We start from the raw sequence: 12,150 nt of genomic DNA on the forward strand, positions 1-12,150 counted from the left end.
CCGGAGCGGGATTGATCGCTGCATCCCGGGGTGGACCTAAGACCTGGCTTCACTCAATGGGAATCATCACCCGGCTCATATCCCACGAATAAACAACCAAGATGGGTTTGCCGATTACGTCGCTTTCGTCCACAAGACCGAAATGGCGGCTGTCCCGGCTGTGACTGCGATTGTCGCCCAGGACAAAGAACTTTCCGTAAGGGATGTTCAGGGGGCCGAAGTTTTCCTTTTTCAGGCCTTTTTTGTCGGTGGGCATGGGCTCGGTATAGCTTCCGAATCCGTCCGGCTCTTTTTTCCCGTCAATAACAAGGTTCCTGAACCGGATTTCCAGTTTTTCCCCCGGCAGTCCAATAACCCGCTTGACCATAACCCGGCCGGGCTTTTTGGGGTTGTTGAACACCATGCAGTCCCACCTTTGGGGCGGGTACTTTTCAAAAGCATGCTCGTCCACCAGGATGACGTCCCCGCTTTCCAGGGTGGGGGACATGGAATTAGAGGGGATTTTATAGAGATTTAAGGATGCTGCAAGAGATATGACAGGAAGGAGCAAGACAGTGCAAACCGCCAGAAAACCCAGGCTGTATATAGTGTAGTAAATCCAGTGGTTATATTTTTTGGGGTAATACTCGAATCGTTTTCGAGCCCCAAGCCAGGCGTCAACCATCTGGTAGACGTAAAAGGCAGTGACCAGAGCCAAACCCCAGATCACGCCGCTCAATCCGTGCAGAACCCCGAAGCCGTAAAGCCCCGCCAGTCCAAAAGAAAAGCAGACAACCAGCAAGGCGCCGAACAACAATTCCCCGTTGTACATCTGCCCTAATCCGGGGATGTGCGCGGAAAGCAGTACGGCGTGAAAAGCGTTTCGAGGCTTGAGTTCTTTCATGTCCAGGCTCTGGGTTGATGGGGATGTTGCTCAAACAATCCAACAGGCTGCGGCAATCGATATAGTTTACTGCCTGGCTTTTTGAATCGCCGCTGCAAGGGCGCGGGACGCCTGCTCGATGTCCGGCTGGGAGCAAATGGCCGAAACCACAGCCAGGCCGTCGGCGCCCGCCCTGATTACGTCTGCGGCGTTGGACAGGTTGACGGAACCTATGGCGATCAGGGGCGTCTTGGTTATTCTGCGAATTTCGGCCAATCCCTCCAGGCCGATGGCCGGTGCGGCGTCGGGCTTGGTCTGGGTGGCGAAAATCGGCCCTACGCCCAGATAGTCGGCGTCCAAAAAGGCTGCTTCCTTCACCTGATCCATGTTTTCCACGGATAATCCGACAATGGCCTCCGGCCCCATAATGCGCCGGGCGTCCTTATAAGGCATGTCCGTCTGGCCGATGTGAAGGCCGGCGGCGCCCACCGCCAGAGCGATGTCCGCCCGGTCGTTGATGATGAGCGGCACTCCCTTGGCGTCCAGAAGGCTTTTGGCCGCCCTGGCCAATTCCACAAAGGTTCTGGAGTCGCATTCCTTTTCGCGAAGCTGCACAATCGTCGCCCCGCCGGCCGCGGCTTTTTCCATGACTTCCATCAGATCCCGACCCAGAGACAAGGGCCGGTCCGTCACTAAATACAAACTGTAATCAATATTCTTTTTCATAACCAGCCATATATCAATTTGACAAATAAAACTCAAAAGGTTTAAAAGGACATATTTATTCGGCGGTCTCCCGGCGATTAAATTTTATGTCTGTCGTCTCCTGTGTTTCCACAGGGGTTTTCCGAGAATATAACATATAACGAGTTGAAACGCTTACAAAGTCTTGACAAAGATTGACATTAGTGTATAACATTCCCGATGGCCGTGCAATTGTTCCGGTAACGCTAAAGTGGAAAAGGATTAATGGCTGCAAAATCAAGTAAATACACTGTATGCCTTCTTCCCCAGGATGGGTCGGCCCCCAAGCAGTTTACGCTTTCCAAATGGATGGTTTGGGTTTTTGTCGTGCTGATAACAGGCCTTATCGGCGCAGGCGCATATCTGGGCATGGACAACTACAAGCTCAGACTTGCCCAAGACAACTCCCTGGAACTTAAAAATACCATTGCCGCACAGGATAGGGAAATCGAACGGTTGAGAGTTCAGTTCGCCCAATCCGCCGAACGCATCAATAAATTCAACGAAACTTTGCTCAGTTTGCATGAGTTTGAAAAAAAAATCCGGCTGCTGGCCAATCTGGAAGACGCAGAAGACTCCAGTTCCTTCCTGGCTATCGGCGGCTCTTTTCCGGATGAACTGGATCCCTCTCTGCTGGAAGATGCAGAGCCTTCCAATGTGATCCGGGAAATGAACGCTCAGGTGAAGGATTTAAATTCCATCTCCGCGGCTACGGAGCACAGCCTGGGCGCTCTTATCGGGTATTTGGAAGACAAAAAAGACGTGCTCGCCTGTACGCCTTCCATTATGCCGCTTAAGGTCAAGAAAGACCAGCACTGGTACTTCTCTTCCCGCTTCGGCTATCGCACTTCGCCTTTCACGGGCCTTAAGGAATTCCACAAGGGCCTGGACCTTTGCGCATCCACGGGAACACCCATTATGTCCACCGCCAACGGCAAAGTCACTTTTAGCGGCAAGAAGAGCGGCTTTGGCAACGTGATTGTAATCGATCACGGCCACGGCATCTCCACCCGCTACGCCCATCTCAACAAGTTCAATGTAAAAAATGGCGACAAGGTGCAACGGGGCGAGATTGTGGGAGAAGTCGGCAATACGGGACGCAGCACTGGCCCCCACCTCCATTACGAGGTGCACCTGAACGGCGTACCCATGAATCCCCAAAGGTACATCCTCAACTAAATTTTTTCCCAATGGATCAAAATTGAAATGGCTTGAACAGGGAGAAGTCTATTCACTGAAATAGAACAGGCGTCTGCATAGCATTTCCTGCAGACGTCCGTTTTTAGGGGAGCGGAGGCGCTCGGGAGCGCCTCCGGGGGGGGATGCTGCTTGTTACATCATCAGTTGGGTTTTGAGCTTTTCCGCTATTTCCCGCCCAAGCTCTTCGGCCTTTTTCCAGGTTTCGGCCTGATCCTCCACCTTGCGGAATTTTTCAGGCGTTACGGTCAAGTCGTCGCCGTGAATCATGGGCAGGGCGCTCATCATGCAGGTTTCGCCATAGCCGCACACCATGCATTCCGGGTTTCCCACAATGTTCAACTTGCCCAAGACGGTCATGCCTTCCATTTCCAAAGCCCGGGCGATCTGTTCGCAGGCCTCGCTCATGCCGGGAACTCCCCGGCCGATGCCGGTTCCCACGGCCACGGCGAGCCTTCCCCGGTTAAACCCGTTTTGATGCCTGAACGAAAACAGGCGCTCCAAAAAGGCCTTGGCGAATCCATCCACGGCGCCGTAAGGAGAGTATCCGCCCACAACCACGGCGCCGGCCTTTTTCACTTTTTCCGCCAATGCGGGGAAATCGTCCTTCACTTTGCAAATATTGTCGTCTTTACAGCCCAGGCAGGCGACGCAAGGCTTGACATTCATCCTGCTCAGTTTAACAAACTCATACTCCAGCCCGCTGCTTTCCAAAACAGCCTTGATCAAACGGTCGGTATTGCTGTTTTTTATGGGGCTGCCGGAAACGCCCATGATTTGGGGATTCATGCTTTTTCTCCTTTCCCAAAAAGGTTCTTGTTACGGTGGGAGTATAAGAGAAACAGGGGAGGGGGGCGGTAGCAGAGGCTACACAGAATGCATTTTTAGCAATTAATAATTATTTTCTATTAATGATTGGTCAGGCGGATTCCAACAAAGGCAGAATGATCCGTTTGTCTTCGTGGATGATCTTCCCCCCGCTTTTCAGGGCTTTCATGGCCCGGGTGATGCTCACCCGGTGTGCGCCCGTCAAAAAGCTCAGGTCTTCGTGGGTCAGGGGAAACTGGATGACTATCCCTCGGGCGCTCTTGGCGCCGTGCTCCTGGGCCACGTTGGCCAATACCCGATACAACCGGTCTTCAATATTGGAGACGGCCAGGCTTCCCACCCGGCTGGTCAGCCGGGAAATCCGTTCGCTCAGGTTTTTGATGATCTGCAGGCCTACATGCGGGTGATCCAAAACCAGTTGTTCAAACTGGTCCCGGGTGAATCCGCAGGTGAAGGTGTCTTCCAGGCAATAGGCGCTTACGGGGTATTCCCCCTCTTCGGAGAACATGTTTTCGCCCACGAAGTCGCCGGCTTTCCGGATGTCCAGAGTCAGCTCAGTCCCGTCCTCCAGCACCTTGGTCAGCTTAACCCTGCCGCCTTTGATCAGGAACATTTCGTCCGTTGGGTCTCCCTGGAGAAAAAGGGCGTCGCCTTTTTCCAGCTTTTTCCGCATGGCGTTGACGGCCAGGGCCTTGACGTCCTTGGGGTTTAAATTTTGGAAAACCCAGAGATGCCCAATGCAAACAGGCGAAAGCTCAATGGAATCGCCGGCCATTTCGCGGCAAATACAACTCATGCGTTTTGTCCTTTCAAAATAGTTCATTCCTGTAGGCGACCATACTATAATCGCGCCAGGATGGATGTAGCAAATGCTACATTATTATAATTAACGAAAATTTGGAGCATTTTTCAATCTCGCCTTTGCCTCACTAAATTTTTGCAGGCCTGAAATCTGATGGGATTGCATGGATATTGCATACTGTTATTGGGGATGTCCGGATGTTCGGATGATAAATATTTATTTCTTTATCAAATGGTTATTGTTTGTGTTTCTTGTGTTGATACTCCGGGAACGTCTGGAGTTTTGTTCGATATATAGGAGCTTGGGTAATGAAAAGAATCCTGCTGGTTGAAGACAGCACCCTTTTTGGATCATCTGTGAAAGAAAGAATCGAGTCCAAATTCGATTGCGCCGTTTTTTGGACCAAGTCCTTGAAAGACACGGAGGCTCTTTTTGCTGAGCAAGAAGGGGATTTTGCCATCGGGATTATAGATTTTGTTTTACCCGACGCTCAAAACGGTGAAATCATTGATATGGTCATGGCTCATGGCGTTCCGGTCATCGTGTTTTCCGCTTTGTTTAACGATGAAGCCAGAAAGTTTATCTGGTCCCGCAAAGTGGTGGATTACCTCCTGAAAAAGCGCCCGGAAAGCGTCGATTATGTTTTAGCGCTGATCAAACATGTCATGGAGGCGGAAAACGTCAAAATTTTGATCGTGGAGGATTCCCGCTTATATCGGCGCTCCGTAAGGGAATTGCTTGAAGTTCGGAAATACCATGTTCTAAGCGCGGCAACAGGCAGTGAGGCGCTTGAAATTATTAGAAAAAACCCTGATATAAAAATGGTTATAACCGATTATTACATGAAGGAAATGGACGGCGTTGAGTTGACCAGTCAAATTCGGCAAACACACACCAGGGACGAGATGGCCATTATTGGGATTTCCAGCGATGAAGACGGCGTTGTTTCAGCTCAGTTCATAAAAAGCGGCGCTTCGGATTTTTTGAACAAACCATTTCTGGCGGAGGAGTTTTATTGCCGCGTAACTCAGAACCTGGATTTGCTGGATTATATTCAGGAAGTCAAAGATCTTTCCTCCAGGGATTTTCTCACCGGATTGTATAACAGACGATATTTTTTCGACCTGGGTAAAAAAATTCATGCTTCCGCATTGCGGGAAAAGACCAAAATCGCCGTCGCCACGGTTGATATAGATTATTTTAAGCGGGTTAACGACACCCACGGTCATGACGCGGGAGACGTGGTCATCCAGTCCGTCTCAAGTATTCTTGTAAATGCCTGCCGCGAAACAGACATTGTGTCCCGGTTCGGCGGCGAGGAGTTCTGCATTCTGGCCCCCAATATCACTCCGGCGGACAGCCTTAAGTTGTTTGAACGAGTCCGCCAAACTATTCAAGACTCCGTGATTCAGGTGCAAGGCGCGGACATAAGGGTTACTGCAAGCATAGGCGTGTGCAGCACCTTGCTCAAGACGCTTGACGAAATGATTGTCCGTTCGGATCAAATGTTGTATCGGGCCAAAAACCAAGGCCGTAATAAGGTTCAAATCACATGAGGTCAAGGAGCAAATCATATGACGCCGCCCTGGCGCTCCGCTGCGTCCTTGGGAACATTTTCTTGACAGGACCAAAGCCCCGCCCGTAAGTTAATTATCAGGAACACCCAAACATACGCCTTGTCCGGACTCCGCCTCCATTTAGCAAGAGCGCCCGCCGCTTCCTGCATTCCTTGCCGTGTTCCTCAGGCGCAACATGCCGTAAAATAAAGTTTTCGCCTTAATGGGCATATTTCCCCCAAAGCCGCTTTGGCGGCCATAGACGTGTGTTTACTTGTGTTCACCCCAACAAGAGGAGGACCGGCATGAGCGTTTACAAAATCATAGAACTGGTTGGCAGCAGCCCCACTTCCTGGGAGGACGCGGCCAAACTCGCCGTGGAAACCGCATCTCAATCCCTCAAAGATCTTCGGGTGGCTGAAGTAAAAGAGCTTGACTTGAAAATTGAAAATGGCAAAGTAACGGCTTATAGAGCCAAGGTTAGCGTTTCGTTCAAATACGAGAAATGACGCTCAGCACAGTAAACAGCGGGGCGTTTTAGCAGCCCGGTACCAAAAAAAACAGCCGGGGCCGGCGGCCTTGCCCGCCCCGGCTCGCCATGACGAAACCGGAGTCGTCCGGAAGTCCTTTTACAAGGAGGGGGAAATGGACAAAGTGGATAGGTCCCAGTGGTTTTACGGGATTTTGTACGGAGTCTTTTACGATCCATTGGAAGGCGGACGCAGAAGCATGATATCCGCCCTGATTCCCGAAGGATGCACGGTTCTGGACGTCTGCTGCGGCACAGGCCGGCTGGCCTTGGAGCTGGCGCCGAAATGCGAAAAAATAACCGGCGTGGATATGTCCGCCCGGATGCTTCGTTTCGGGGAATTTCTGAAAAAAGGAAGCAAAGCCTCTAACGTGGAGTTTGTCCACGGCGATGCCACCCGCCTGGAAGACTCGGTGGAGCATACGTACGATTACGCCGTTATCTCCCTGGCTCTGCACGAAATGCCCATGCAGGACAGGCTGGCGACAATCCGGTCCATGACTCGGGTCGCCAAACGGCTGATCATTTCCGACCATTCCGTTCCCCAGCCCAGGACCATCCCAGGATATCTGACTACCCTGGCCGAACTTTGCTTTGGCGGCAGAAGCAATTTCGCCCTATACAACGAGTTTAACGCGTCAGGCGGCATTGTGGGCGCCCTGGAGCAATGCGGTCTCGCCCCGGAAAAACGGATCCTGGACGCCAAGAAAATCCGGGAGGTGGTAACGGCCGCGGGATGTTCGGGGTAAGGCGTTCGGGGGCAAAAATATCTCATGAAAATCCAATACGTTGTAAATTATTGGGTAGCCTGGGCAGAGCAGTACCCTGCCCGGGTGCGTGAGCACATGCAGTTCTGAGAACACCTTTCTCAGCGGCGTGTGCGTATAAATCGGGCTGCAAAATCTTCATTGGACAATAACTATCCCGTGTATAAAATCCCTGCGATGGCGCCGGTCATGAGGGTGGCCAGGGTGCCGGCGATGATGGACTTGAACCCCAGGCCCACGATTTCCGTTCTGCGCTCGGGAACCATCATGCCCAGGCCGCCTATCATGATGCCCAAAGATCCCAAATTGGCGAAGCCGCACATGGCGTAGGTCATGATCAACACGGAGCGGGGCGACAATTGCTCCGCCGGAGTTCCGGCTAAAGCCAAGTAGGACAGGAACTCGTTCAGGACCGTTTTAATCCCCATGAGGCTGCCTGCGGTCATGCATTCGGACCAGGGAATGCCTATGAGCCAGACGATGGGCGCCATGATCAGTCCAAGAATTCTTTGCAGGGTGAGGGCCTCGCCTCCGATGTTTGGGACCCATCCAAGGCAGATGTTCACCAGTTCCACCATGGCCACGCAGACCACCAGCATGGCGATGACATTCAGGTAGAGCTTCATGCCTTCGGTTCCGCCGTTGGTGATGGCTTCCATGGAACTGGACGCGGGATTGGGGATGCTCATTTGGCCTTCCGTGGCGCTGTCGCTGGGAATTATTATCCGGGAAATGGCAATGGCCGCCGGCGCGCTGATGATGGAGGCCACCAGGAGATGCCCCAAAGCGCCGGGCAACACCGGCTTTAAGAAGCTGGCGTACAAAACCAGGACTGTGCCGGCCACGGTTGCCATGCCGCCCGTCATGAGTGCGAACAGTTCGCCCCGGGAGACGTCTCTCAGATAGGGCTTGACGAACAGAGGCGCTTCGATCATGCCCACGAACACGTTGGCGGCCAGCCCCAGACCTTCGGCGCCGCCCACGCCCAAAGACCGGCGCAGGAGCCAGGCGAAGCCCCGGACGATGAGAGGCAGAATTCTCCAATAAAACAGCAGGGAGGAAAGGGCGCTCATGACCAGGATGAGCCAAAGCCCCCGAAGGCCGAAAATATAGGATGCACCTTGATCCGTCACCTCAAAGGGAAAGGACTCGCCGCCGCCCAGGTATCCGAACACAAAGGTCGTGCCCGCCCTGGCAGCCGTTTCCAATGCTCCGACCACTTTGTTCAAAGCCAGAAAAACGCCTTGCGCGCCCGGCATTTTCAAAAAGAACAGGGCCAATATAAGCTGGAGGACAATGGCCGATAGGACGGTCCTCAGTTGGATGTTTTTCCGGTTTTCGGAAAATGCGAGGGCGATAAGGGGCATGGCGGCCAAACCAAGGGCGCAGTGCAGAATGTCGAGCATGAAGGAGTCCTTTCAGAAATAACCCTGCAATCAAGAAATGATCAGGATGCCAGTATGAGACGCAGGTCCATGACATTGGTCATGGTGGGACCGGTAATGACCAATTCCCCCGTTTTTTTAAAAAAGTTGTACGAGTCGTTGTTGACCAAATAGGCGTAAGGGTCCAAGCCCATGGCTTCCGCACGGGAGCAAGTGCCGCCGTCGCAATAGGCGCCGGCCGCGTCCGTGGGGCCGTCCGTGCCGTCGGTTCCCGCGGAGAACAATAGGGCGCCTTCCACGCCTTGCATGGCGATGGCCCCGGCCAGGGCGAATTCCATGTTGCGTCCGCCTTTGCCTTTTCCCTTGATGGTCACGGTGGTTTCGCCGCCGGACAGGACGCAGGCGGGGCGTTGCAGGGGATTGCCCGTGGCTAAAATTTCCTTGGCGATTCCTGCGTGCACCTTGGCCACGTCCTGGGCTTCTCCGTCAATCAGGGAGGAAAGAATCAGGGTATTGTACCCCAGGCTTTGGGCTTTATCCCGCGCTTGAAACAAAGACTGGCGCGAAGACCCTACGATCAGGGTATGGGCGTTATTGAATACCGGATCTCCCGGCTTGGGCGTTTCGGGCAGATCTCCGGCAGCTCCCCGTTCAAGATGCCCCATGACCTCCGCCGGAAAGTTCAGGCACATTTGGTGGCGGTCGATAATCTCCAGGCACCGTTGGAAGGTGTCTGGATCGGGCGTGGTGGGGCCCGAGGCGATGATGTCCAAATCGTCTCCGATCACATCGGACAGCACCAAAGAGATCATGGTTGCAGGATGGGCGATTCGGACCAATTGCCCGCCTTTGACCCCGGAAAGGTGCTTTCGTATGGCGTTCATCTCCTGGATGGGAGCGCCGCACGCCAGCAGGGCCGAGGTGGCTTCCTGTTTTTGAGCCAGCGTCAGGCCTTTGGCCGGCAAAGGCAGCAGGGCCGAGCCTCCGCCCGAAATCACGCAAAAAACCAGGTCCCTTTCCGTAAGGCCTTCCAGCAGGCCTATGATCGCCCGGGCGCCCTGCATTCCGTTGGCGTCAGGCACAGGATGCCCGCCTTCGACGGTTTTGACGAAGTCCAGGGGCATGACATGCCCGTATTTTGTGACGATCAGGCCTTCCGTGATATGGGGCAGGGTTTTTTCCAGGGCCCGGGCCATGGGGCAGGCGGCCTTGCCCGCTCCAACAACAAACACCCTGTCATAGCCGGCCAGGGTGATTTTTCGTTCTCCAACCGACAAAACGCCGCTTTGACTGAGCTGCAGGGCTTTGAGCACGGCCTGCTCCGGGTCGGCCGCCGCCAGGCCCGCCCGGAAGATTTCCATAGCGTGTTCCCGTAAGATTTGCGTCATGGTTTTGTCCTCCGTCCAGCGCACAAAAAAGCGCTCAATCAGGATTGATCGGGAGGGCTGACCCTTTCTTTGAGAAGACAACAGGCCACCTGATACAATGGATCGCCGTCCGGACCGTATTCCACGTTTCCGGGCTGGATGAGCTTGTTCATCACGCAGCCTTCAGGGATGTTCAGGTCGAAAAATCGATCCTCATGCAATCCGGAAACCGCTTCTAGCCTGTCATCCTCAAACATGAGCGAGTGGATGGGGTAGTCCTCGCACAAAGGGCACCGGTACACCCTGCCGTTGGGAAAAATAAAATAGTTCTCCGCCACCTTGCCCGCACACTCGAATTTCTCGCCCGGCTCCAGAAACACCTTGGGATAAGTGGTCTCTATTCCCAGCTTGGCCGCTTTTTCGGCCGCGGCGGGTACCACGCTGTCCCACTGGGAGCGGGTGAGTTGGTTCAGGTTGGAGGCGTTTGACGCCGCGTTTCCCCGCAACCCGATAACCTGGATAAAAAAGCGTTGTACCCCCCATTTTGCCAGAAGTTCGGGCATCTGGTCCAGAAATTTCAGGTTTCCCGTGCTGACCGTGTATATCAGACTGATGCCAAATCCATTTTTAACAGCTTTTTGCAGGTTTTCTGTGCATATTTTAAAGGAGCCTTTTCCTCGTATGGGGTCGTTCACCTCCGGAGACGGACCGTCCAGGCTGAACGAAAACACGTCCACTTGGCCGGGGCTGGTCTTGTCCAGAATATCGTGGAAGCAATATCCGTTTGTATCCACTGTTATGGATTTGTATCCAGTGCTGCGGGCGTGGCGGATGGCTTGGTCAAGATCCGGGTGCATGGTGGGCTCCCCGCCCAAAAAGATCACGTTGGAATCCGCCCCCTGGCCGGAAAATGCATCCAGCCACTTGCAAATGGTTTTAATATCAAGGGTCTGCCTGCCGTGCTGCTCGGGGTTGATATAGCAATGTTTGCAGGAAAGATTGCATTGGGTTAAAATGTGAAAAAATACATTTTTTGCATGGGCTTGAAAAGCCACAGTTTGTTTCATGCCGCACCTGTATATATGGGTAAATACTAACAATCATTACAATGCATTATGTCTTCCCATACCATAAGCCGGAAAAAGGATAAAGGGAAGACCGATTTTGTGAGTAAAAGCCGACCCTTTTCTTGACATTGAGGTCCGTATTTACTATTTGTCAGGGGAATATTGGGAAAGGAATAAGGAAAAGGTTCATGGCGACATCCATAGGCGATTTGGTTTTGGTTCATTACGAAGGGAACCCCGCCTTTTATGCTAGAATAGAAGACATTGAGGCGGACCACAAACCCGGGTGGTACCATGTGCATATGATGGCGTTAATGACGCCGTCCCACGAATTTTCATGGATTCTGCGCGAGGAATACATCAACGGAGACGTCTTCACCATGGGCGGCAACAAGATGCGCCTGGAAAAGGTGGGGCCGCCCCGGGGGCTTATTCCTCAAGGCACTGGGGCTGAATCCTCCATGGAAGATTCGTCTACGGACGGTAAAAAATCGGGCGAAAAGAAAGGCGGCCAGGCAAAGGTCGTCTCCTTAATGGACCGAAAAAAATAAAATAGGCTTGCTTTCGCAGGTAGTACGTGTTATCCGTCTGCCTTCATTTGAAGACGGCTGAAACTAGAATTTTGCCGGCGAATGGCTTTCCTTAACGTGCCGGAACGTTTAAGAACATAACTACAAGGAGGACTTTTAATGAAAACGTTAGTTGGCGGAGCAGTCGCGGCTGTACTGGGTCTGTTGGGCATGGCCATCTGGTCGGAACAGTTTTTTGGCATCCTGGCCGGTGTGGTGCCCGTAACCCTGTTTCTGGGCGGCGCCTTAGCTATTTACCTGGGCTTTGACGAACTGAAAGATAAATGGCAGGGAGAAGAGGACTTTGATTTCGGCGACGGCGCCAGCGACGTGGATCGCTACAAAAAAGAAATTGAGGACCTGAAAAAAGAGATCAACTCCCTCAAAGGCTCCAAATAAAATAGCATAGCAAGTTTTTCGGCTCCCCTTATTAATTATGAGCCGATTGCAAATAGGCATCCAAAAAGCCCTGAATCC

The 12,150-nt window shown here is 52.9% G+C and carries 13 protein-coding genes; 6 read left to right on the top strand and 7 right to left on the bottom strand.

The window, feature by feature from the left end:
- Nucleotides 1-49: 49 nt before the first annotated feature.
- Entirely contained in the window at nucleotides 50-883 is an 834-nt protein-coding gene (lepB, locus tag BUE18_RS06560) for a signal peptidase I (RefSeq protein ID WP_073474134.1), read from the bottom strand.
- Nucleotides 884-949: 66 nt separating this feature from the next.
- Nucleotides 950-1,588 (bottom strand): thiamine phosphate synthase, encoded by a 639-nt coding sequence (gene thiE / locus BUE18_RS06565; protein WP_073474272.1) that lies wholly within the window; start codon nucleotides 1,586-1,588, stop codon nucleotides 950-952.
- Between the two features lie 243 nt (nucleotides 1,589-1,831).
- Here thiE and BUE18_RS06570 point away from each other — a divergent pair, with 243 nt between their 5' ends.
- Complete coding sequence (locus BUE18_RS06570) at nucleotides 1,832-2,785, top strand: M23 family metallopeptidase (protein ID WP_073474136.1); 954 nt, start codon at nucleotides 1,832-1,834, stop codon at nucleotides 2,783-2,785.
- 153 nt (nucleotides 2,786-2,938) lie between these two features.
- Here the strand turns inward: BUE18_RS06570 and BUE18_RS06575 are convergent, their stop codons facing one another.
- Both BUE18_RS06575 and BUE18_RS06580 read right to left on the bottom strand, forming a co-directional pair.
- Nucleotides 2,939-3,592, bottom strand: a complete 654-nt coding sequence (locus BUE18_RS06575; protein ID WP_073474138.1) for a flavodoxin family protein — start codon at nucleotides 3,590-3,592, stop codon at nucleotides 2,939-2,941.
- Between the two features lie 130 nt (nucleotides 3,593-3,722).
- Entirely contained in the window at nucleotides 3,723-4,427 is a 705-nt protein-coding gene (locus BUE18_RS06580) for a Crp/Fnr family transcriptional regulator (RefSeq protein ID WP_073474140.1), read from the bottom strand.
- Between the two features lie 314 nt (nucleotides 4,428-4,741).
- Here BUE18_RS06580 and BUE18_RS06585 point away from each other — a divergent pair, with 314 nt between their 5' ends.
- The 3 genes from BUE18_RS06585 to BUE18_RS06595 all read left to right on the top strand — a co-directional run bounded on the left by BUE18_RS06585 (nucleotide 4,742) and on the right by BUE18_RS06595 (nucleotide 7,267).
- The gene (locus tag BUE18_RS06585) at nucleotides 4,742-5,989 is read left to right on the top strand and encodes a 2-C-methyl-D-erythritol 2,4-cyclodiphosphate synthase (RefSeq protein ID WP_073474142.1); all 1,248 of its coding nucleotides are present in this window, start codon (nucleotides 4,742-4,744) and stop codon (nucleotides 5,987-5,989) included.
- A 305-nt stretch (nucleotides 5,990-6,294) separates the two neighbouring features.
- Nucleotides 6,295-6,498 (top strand): dodecin family protein, encoded by a 204-nt coding sequence (locus BUE18_RS06590; protein WP_073474144.1) that lies wholly within the window; start codon nucleotides 6,295-6,297, stop codon nucleotides 6,496-6,498.
- 136 nt (nucleotides 6,499-6,634) lie between these two features.
- Complete coding sequence (locus tag BUE18_RS06595) at nucleotides 6,635-7,267, top strand: class I SAM-dependent methyltransferase (protein ID WP_073474148.1); 633 nt, start codon at nucleotides 6,635-6,637, stop codon at nucleotides 7,265-7,267.
- Between the two features lie 170 nt (nucleotides 7,268-7,437).
- On the opposite strand, the gene BUE18_RS06600 is transcribed toward BUE18_RS06595, so the two are convergent.
- Genes BUE18_RS06600 through BUE18_RS06610 form a run of 3 tightly spaced genes read right to left on the bottom strand, consistent with a single transcriptional unit; the run spans nucleotide 7,438 to nucleotide 11,104 of the window.
- Entirely contained in the window at nucleotides 7,438-8,691 is a 1,254-nt protein-coding gene (locus tag BUE18_RS06600) for a NupC/NupG family nucleoside CNT transporter (RefSeq protein ID WP_073474150.1), read from the bottom strand.
- A gap of 41 nt (nucleotides 8,692-8,732) precedes the next feature.
- Nucleotides 8,733-10,058 carry a glycerate kinase type-2 family protein gene (locus tag BUE18_RS06605; protein WP_073474153.1) on the bottom strand — a complete coding sequence of 442 codons (1,326 nt, stop codon included), beginning with the start codon at nucleotides 10,056-10,058 and terminating at the stop codon, nucleotides 8,733-8,735.
- A 38-nt stretch (nucleotides 10,059-10,096) separates the two neighbouring features.
- A complete protein-coding gene (locus BUE18_RS06610) occupies nucleotides 10,097-11,104 on the bottom strand; it encodes a radical SAM protein (protein ID WP_073474157.1) in 1,008 nt (335 codons plus the stop codon).
- A gap of 188 nt (nucleotides 11,105-11,292) precedes the next feature.
- On the opposite strand from BUE18_RS06610, the gene BUE18_RS06615 reads away from it, so the two are divergent.
- Both BUE18_RS06615 and BUE18_RS06620 read left to right on the top strand, forming a co-directional pair.
- Nucleotides 11,293-11,655, top strand: coding sequence for a hypothetical protein (locus BUE18_RS06615; RefSeq protein ID WP_073474160.1), 363 nt, complete (start codon nucleotides 11,293-11,295; stop codon nucleotides 11,653-11,655).
- A gap of 138 nt (nucleotides 11,656-11,793) precedes the next feature.
- Nucleotides 11,794-12,072 (top strand): hypothetical protein, encoded by a 279-nt coding sequence (locus BUE18_RS06620; protein WP_012610084.1) that lies wholly within the window; start codon nucleotides 11,794-11,796, stop codon nucleotides 12,070-12,072.
- Nucleotides 12,073-12,150 lie beyond the last annotated feature (78 nt).

Source organism: Desulfatibacillum alkenivorans DSM 16219 (genome assembly GCF_900142135.1).
In the GTDB taxonomy this organism is placed as follows: domain Bacteria; phylum Desulfobacterota; class Desulfobacteria; order Desulfobacterales; family Desulfatibacillaceae; genus Desulfatibacillum; species Desulfatibacillum alkenivorans.

Coding starts and splice junctions, on each gene's coding strand:
- BUE18_RS06590 (WP_073474144.1), top strand. CDS start 6,295: ATGAGCGTTTACAAAATCATAGAACTGGTTGGCAGCAGCCCCACTTCC.
- BUE18_RS06620 (WP_012610084.1), top strand. CDS start 11,794: ATGAAAACGTTAGTTGGCGGAGCAGTCGCGGCTGTACTGGGTCTGTTG.
- BUE18_RS06615 (WP_073474160.1), top strand. CDS start 11,293: ATGGCGACATCCATAGGCGATTTGGTTTTGGTTCATTACGAAGGGAAC.
- BUE18_RS06585 (WP_073474142.1), top strand. CDS start 4,742: ATGAAAAGAATCCTGCTGGTTGAAGACAGCACCCTTTTTGGATCATCT.
- BUE18_RS06600 (WP_073474150.1), bottom strand. CDS start 8,691: ATGCTCGACATTCTGCACTGCGCCCTTGGTTTGGCCGCCATGCCCCTT.
- BUE18_RS06575 (WP_073474138.1), bottom strand. CDS start 3,592: ATGAATCCCCAAATCATGGGCGTTTCCGGCAGCCCCATAAAAAACAGC.
- BUE18_RS06595 (WP_073474148.1), top strand. CDS start 6,635: ATGGACAAAGTGGATAGGTCCCAGTGGTTTTACGGGATTTTGTACGGA.
- BUE18_RS06605 (WP_073474153.1), bottom strand. CDS start 10,058: ATGACGCAAATCTTACGGGAACACGCTATGGAAATCTTCCGGGCGGGC.
- BUE18_RS06610 (WP_073474157.1), bottom strand. CDS start 11,104: ATGAAACAAACTGTGGCTTTTCAAGCCCATGCAAAAAATGTATTTTTT.
- BUE18_RS06570 (WP_073474136.1), top strand. CDS start 1,832: ATGGCTGCAAAATCAAGTAAATACACTGTATGCCTTCTTCCCCAGGAT.
- thiE (WP_073474272.1), bottom strand. CDS start 1,588: ATGAAAAAGAATATTGATTACAGTTTGTATTTAGTGACGGACCGGCCC.
- BUE18_RS06580 (WP_073474140.1), bottom strand. CDS start 4,427: ATGAGTTGTATTTGCCGCGAAATGGCCGGCGATTCCATTGAGCTTTCG.
- lepB (WP_073474134.1), bottom strand. CDS start 883: ATGAAAGAACTCAAGCCTCGAAACGCTTTTCACGCCGTACTGCTTTCC.